This window comes from Chryseobacterium sp. VD8, assembly GCF_037149975.1.
Taxonomy (GTDB): Bacteria; Bacteroidota; Bacteroidia; order Flavobacteriales; family Weeksellaceae; genus Chryseobacterium; species Chryseobacterium indicum.
Window position 1 is genome coordinate 1 of sequence record NZ_JBBCQL010000260.1, and the last position, 5864, is coordinate 5864.

Sequence of the window (5864 nt, forward strand, 5' to 3'; positions counted from 1 at the left end):
CCCGTGTAAAAGGAGTTTTTGAAAAAGATTTTGCAGCAAGAATGGTTTTAATTGCAAATAACGATTCCGTAATTTACACCAATGCTTCTACGGATCCTTACTCTGCAGCGGCAAGCATGAGTAACTGGAATTCAGAGCTTCAGTCTACCCTGACTTCTGTTATTGGTGAGGCAAATTATGACATCGGTCACTTATTCGGAGCTTCAGGAGGTGGCGGAAATGCAGGATGTATCGGCTGCGTTTGTACCAATGGCTCTAAAGGAAGCGGTTACACTTCTCCGGCAGATGCAATTCCTTCAGGAGACAATTTCGATATTGATTATGTAGCACACGAAATGGGACATCAGTTTGGAGGAAACCACACTTTCTCCATGAACAACGAAGGAACAGGAGCTAATATGGAACCGGGATCAGGATCAACCATCATGGGATATGCGGGAATTACTTCTCAGGATATTCAGCCGCATTCTGATGCTTTCTTCCACGCGATCAGCATTCAGCAGATTACCAACAACATCAAGGCAAAAACCTGCCCTACAAGCACAAGTACAGGAAATTCAATTCCTACAGCCAATGCAGGTCTGGACTATACCATTCCGAAAGGAACACCATTTATGTTAACAGGAGCCGGAACAGATGCAAACGGAGATTCGTTAACGTATATCTGGGAACAAATGGACAATGCGTCGTCTTCACAAACCGGAGCAAGTTCTGCGGCGAGTGCCACAAAAGCGACAGGACCTACTTTCAGATCTTGGACACCACAAACTACGCCTGTAAGATATTTCCCTAGAATGGCTTCAGTTCTTGCGGGAGCTACCACAACAGCAGGATCTGAAATTACTGTTGAAGCACTATCCAATGTAGCAAGAACATACAATTTCAGATTTACCGTTCGCGATAACAGAGCCGGAGGTTCCGGAAACAATTCTGATGATGCAGTAATCACAGTAAACGGAACAGCAGGACCATTCAGTGTAAGCTCTCAAAATACCGCTACAACAGTTACAGGAGGAACTTCCCAAACTGTAACATGGAATGTAGCAGGAACAACAGCGAATGGTGTAAATGCAGCCAACGTAGATATTCTTTGGTCTACAGACGGAGGAAATACATGGACTACTCTATTAGCAGGAACTCCAAACGACGGAACACAGGCGGTAACTATCCCGAATACTTCTACAACAACAGGAAGAATTATGGTAAAAGGTTCCAATCATATTTTCTTTGATGTGAACAATGCAAACATTACCGTAAATGCAGGTTCAGGAACTCCAGATACTACTGCTCCTACCGCTCCTACTCTTGCGGCTTCAGGAACAACTTCTACAAGTACGAATCTTTCATGGTCCGGAGCAACAGACAACGTAGGTGTTACAGGTTATGATGTTTATCAGGGAACTTCATTAGTAGGTTCTACTGCATCAACTTCCTATACTGTATCTAGTTTATCACCTTCAACAACATACAGCTTTACAGTAAAAGCTAAAGATGCGGCAGGAAATGTTTCAGTTGCCAGCAACACAGTTTCCGTAACCACTTTAGCAGGAACTGCAGTTACTTACTGTTCTGCTTCAGCTAACAATACTGCTGATGAAAGAATAGGAAATGTAAAGTTCGGAAGCATAAACAATACTTCAACAGGAACAGCAGGTTATGAAAACTTCACTTCAGTTTCTACAAATGTAACAAGAGGCTCTGCTTATTCACTTTCTATTACTCCGGTTTGGACTTCAACGGTTTACAGCGAAGCATATGCGGTGTATATTGATTATAACGGAGACGGAGACTTTGCAGACAGCGGAGAATTGGCATGGTCCAAGACAGGATCTACTACAACTCCTGTTACGGGATCAATTACCATTCCTTCAACTGCAACAGTAGGAACAACAAGAATGAGAGTAATGATGCAGTACAGTTCTGTACCTACATCTTCATGCGGAACGTATACTTACGGACAGGTGGAAGATTATACATTAAATATTGTATCATCAGGAAGAGGAAATATTTTAGATACAAAAGACATGATTACAGATATCAGATTATATCCGAATCCTGTAAAAGATGTTTTAAATGTTTCAAATACGACGAACGAAGACTATAAAATCTTCGATATGGGTGGAAAACTAATCAATTCAGGAAAACTTGAAAGAGGCGCAGTAAATGTGAGCGGTCTTATTAAAGGAGCTTACATGATCCAGATTGGAGAAGTCTCTAAGAGATTCATTAAAAACTAATTGCTTCACTCAATTAAGCTTTGAGGTAAAAGGCTGTCTGGAAACGGACAGTCTTTTTTGTTTCTGAGTCCGCAAAATTAACACACTTCTACTCTCTGCATAAATTCCAAACGGGATTAAGCTCTTAAAAATCATATAATCACAAATCCCAAAAACATTTTCACCAAAACTCACCATCATTGAAAATCTGAAAGATTTATGAAAGAAAAAGCATGATCTATTCCTTGACTTTTGATATTCTTCACTTCACTTTTTAACAATGCTCGTAGACTTTCAGTCTATGTTCAGAATGATATCATTGTGTAAAAAACCTAAGCCCCAATTCTTAAAATCTAAAACCCAATTATTATCTTTGCGTAAATAAAAAATATTCATGGATAAAATTGATAGTCTGAACCAGGTAGCAGAATTCCACACCACCTTTAAAGCCCCTATTTTAGATACTCCTCAAATTCCTTCACCGGAAAGATGCAACCTGAGAGTTGAACTTCTTCAGGAAGAGCTGAACGAACTGAAACAAGCAATTGCAGATAATAATATCGTAGAAATTGCAGATGCTTTATGCGATTTGCAGTATGTTTTAAGCGGAGCGGTTTTGGAATTCGGACTTGGCAGCAAATTTGTAGAGTTGTTCAACGAAGTTCAGCGTTCCAACATGTCGAAAGCCTGCGATAATGAAGAACAGGCACAGGAAACGGTAGAATTTTACAAAGCAAAAGACGTAGAATCATTTTATGAAAAATCCGGCGAGAAATTTAATGTATACAGACAGGCAGATCATAAAGTCCTGAAAAACAAATACTACTCTCCTGCCGATTTAAAGACAATTATTGAAAAATAGTATGAAAAAATTTATTACGAATTGTATAGCTGTTTCAGCTCTATTCATGGCAACTCAACAGCTTACTGCACAAAAAGTGGTTGTAGGACGTGAAGTTGAAACCACTGCAGACGGAAAAATGCTTTTGGGAAATCAGCTTAAAAGTAAATTTCTGGAAGCTCCCTATTCTGACTGGTATGTGAAAGAGCATGATGAATATGCTTTGGATCAGAAGGCGATCGGAGAACTAAAAAAAGCCAAGATCAATACTTACAACATTACGGTTTTCATGGGAACATGGTGTGAAGATTCTCACAGAGATTTTCCGAGACTGATGAGGATTCTTGAGGAAGTAAAATATCCGGAAGGCAAACTTACCATTATTGCCGTAAACCGTAAAAAGGAATCTCCTAATGGCGAAGAAAGCCTTTTTAACATCCAGAAAGTTCCTACGATTATTGTTCAGAAATACGGAAAAGAATTAGGACGAATTATCGAAATGCCTACATCCGGATATATCGAAAGAGATTTGGTGGAAATCCTGAAAAAAGATGACAGTTCTGTAATTAAAGAAATTTTTGGTAAATAAGGTTTGAGAAATAGTAAAGTTTTAATATCGTTTTTGGCGGGAGCTGCACTGGTAACGGTTTTGTTTTTCAGTTTAAAGTCATGCTTTAATCTTAGTGAAAAAACCGAAAAATCAGATTATTATATTCTGACCAATCAGATTTCGAAAATGAATAAAATGGTCGTGCTTGAGCAGAATACTTCTTCCATTCAGAAAACCAAAATGGGCTATGAATTTTTAGGCAAAGAAGTTTCCAGCAATAGCATCATTACCTATACAAAAACGAACGCACAGGTTTCTTATGATCTTAACAAGATGAAAATGGAGGTAGATTCGATCAATAAAAAATTAGTGATTACCGAATTACCCGATGCAGACATCAGAATTACGCCAAGTGTGGAAATCCAGTCGATGGACGATTCTTTTTTCAACAGAATTTCCGAAAAAGACATTAAAAACGTAACGCAGAAAGCGAAACATACCGCTGTAAAATCCATCGATCAGAACAAGCTGAGAACGGAAGGAAGACAACAGTTAATGGAAAATCTTAATAATATTTTTGTTTTGGCAAAGGCTTTGAATTATACCATAGAAGACCAGACCGGAAAGCTGGGCATTTTAGGACTATAAAATTTAAAGCTATGCATTCAGAAGAAAAAGAAAAACAAGAATCTGCAAATTCTGCGGAAACCAAAAAGCAAAATCAGGATTTTCCCGATATTCCTGCTTCATCAGAAAAAACAAATCCGTCGGACGTGGATAAAGAAGACGTTCAGAAATCTTCTCAAAACAACAAATCCGGAAAAACGGATAATACGGACGAAAAATAAAAAGGTTCTGCTCACTGAGCGGAACCTTTTTTAGAAAAAAACACAAATAAAAGTCAAATATGTAATATGAACTACAACGGTCAATCTGCTCCGCTTGTCAACTACCGTAACTATTTGGCTGTTGACTTACGAAGCAAAACTGACATATTTTTCAATGATTATCTATTATTAATCATAATTTTAACGCAAAATCCGCAAGGTTATTTTAAATACTAAGTGCTTTTAAGGTATACAAAGGCGTAAAACTTATCAAAATAATACCATTTTTGTCTTTTTTAAATAAACGAAGTGCCTTTGTTTAGCTTGCAAACTTTCAATAAAAAAAAATCTTTTGTTTTTCTTTGCGATAAATTGATATAATACTATAAAGCAATTATTTAAATTTATTTCCTATCCCGAACCGAGGTTATGATTAATTGCAGACAATTGATATTTTTTAAACAATAGTTGATTTTCCGAGCTTCACATTTTCAAAATTGTAATACGATTTCTCGGAATATTTAATATAATCTGCGATAAAACTTCCCACTTCACTGGTGGAATAAGGCTGTTCAGAATTCAGATCCACAGTAACGTACTTATTTTCAATAGCATACTCTACAGATTGTCTCAGTTTTTCCGCTGCCTGCTCAAGCTTTAAATAATCAAGCATCATTGCCGTACTTAAAATAGAAGCAACAGGATTTGCAATTCCTTTTCCTTTTGCCTGCGGATAAGAACCGTGAATAGGCTCAAACAAAGCATTTTCATTTCCAATGGAAGCCGAAGGAAGCAAACCGATAGAACCGCCGATTACACTCGCTTCATCTGAAATAATATCTCCGAACATATTTTCGGTAACAATTACATCAAAATGTTTCGGATTTAAAATTAACTGCATTGCCGCATTATCTACAAACATAAAATCAAGTGCTACATCAGGATAATTTGCCGCAATTTCTTTGCAGACCTTTCTCCACAATCTGGAAGTATCTAAAACGTTCGCCTTATCAATTAAAGTTAACTTTTTTCTCCTTTTCTGAGCCTCCTGAAAAGCCATGTGAACAATAGGTGCGATTTCATCACGGTTGTATTTGCAGATATCATACGCATAACCCGCTTCCTCATCCGTAAATTTTTCGCCAAAATAAATTCCGCTCACCAGTTCCCTGAAAATCTGAATATCCGTTCCTTCAATAATTTCCCTTTTCAAAGGACTTTTCTCAATTAAAGAAGCATACGTTTTCAAAGGTCGGATATTCGCAAAAAGCCCCAATTCTTTACGAAGTTTCAGCAACCCCTGTTCCGGACGTACTTTGGCATCCGGATTATTATCGAAAGAAGGATCTCCGATCGCCCCGAAAAGAACTGCATCAGATGCTTTACAGATTTCCAGCGTTTCATCCGGCAAAGGGTTTCCAGTCTTATAA

The 5864-nt window shown here is 37.9% G+C and carries 6 protein-coding genes; 5 read left to right on the forward strand and 1 reads right to left on the reverse strand.

The features are described from left to right. From WFK35_RS19750 to WFK35_RS19770, 5 genes are all read left to right on the forward strand, one after another. The coding region (locus WFK35_RS19750; RefSeq protein ID WP_336734114.1) for a reprolysin-like metallopeptidase at positions 1-2237 on the forward strand (2237 nt) is incomplete at its 5' end. 373 nt (positions 2238-2610) lie between these two features. Further along, on the forward strand, positions 2611-3078 hold the full coding sequence (locus WFK35_RS19755; RefSeq protein ID WP_087710124.1) for a nucleoside triphosphate pyrophosphohydrolase family protein: 468 nt from the start codon (positions 2611-2613) through the stop codon (positions 3076-3078). A 1-nt stretch (position 3079) separates the two neighbouring features. After that, positions 3080-3646: a TlpA family protein disulfide reductase gene (locus tag WFK35_RS19760; RefSeq protein ID WP_336734116.1), complete on the forward strand. Its 567-nt coding sequence runs from the start codon at positions 3080-3082 to the stop codon at positions 3644-3646. 3 nt (positions 3647-3649) lie between these two features. Then, on the forward strand, positions 3650-4255 hold the full coding sequence (locus WFK35_RS19765; protein WP_336734118.1) for a DUF4230 domain-containing protein: 606 nt from the start codon (positions 3650-3652) through the stop codon (positions 4253-4255). An 11-nt stretch (positions 4256-4266) separates the two neighbouring features. Further along, the gene (locus tag WFK35_RS19770) at positions 4267-4455 is read left to right on the forward strand and encodes a hypothetical protein (protein WP_087710119.1); all 189 of its coding nucleotides are present in this window, start codon (positions 4267-4269) and stop codon (positions 4453-4455) included. A gap of 436 nt (positions 4456-4891) precedes the next feature. Here WFK35_RS19770 and leuB read toward each other — a convergent pair. Beyond that, positions 4892-5864: 3-isopropylmalate dehydrogenase (leuB, locus tag WFK35_RS19775; RefSeq protein ID WP_336734120.1), on the reverse strand; the 973-nt coding region annotated here is incomplete at its 5' end.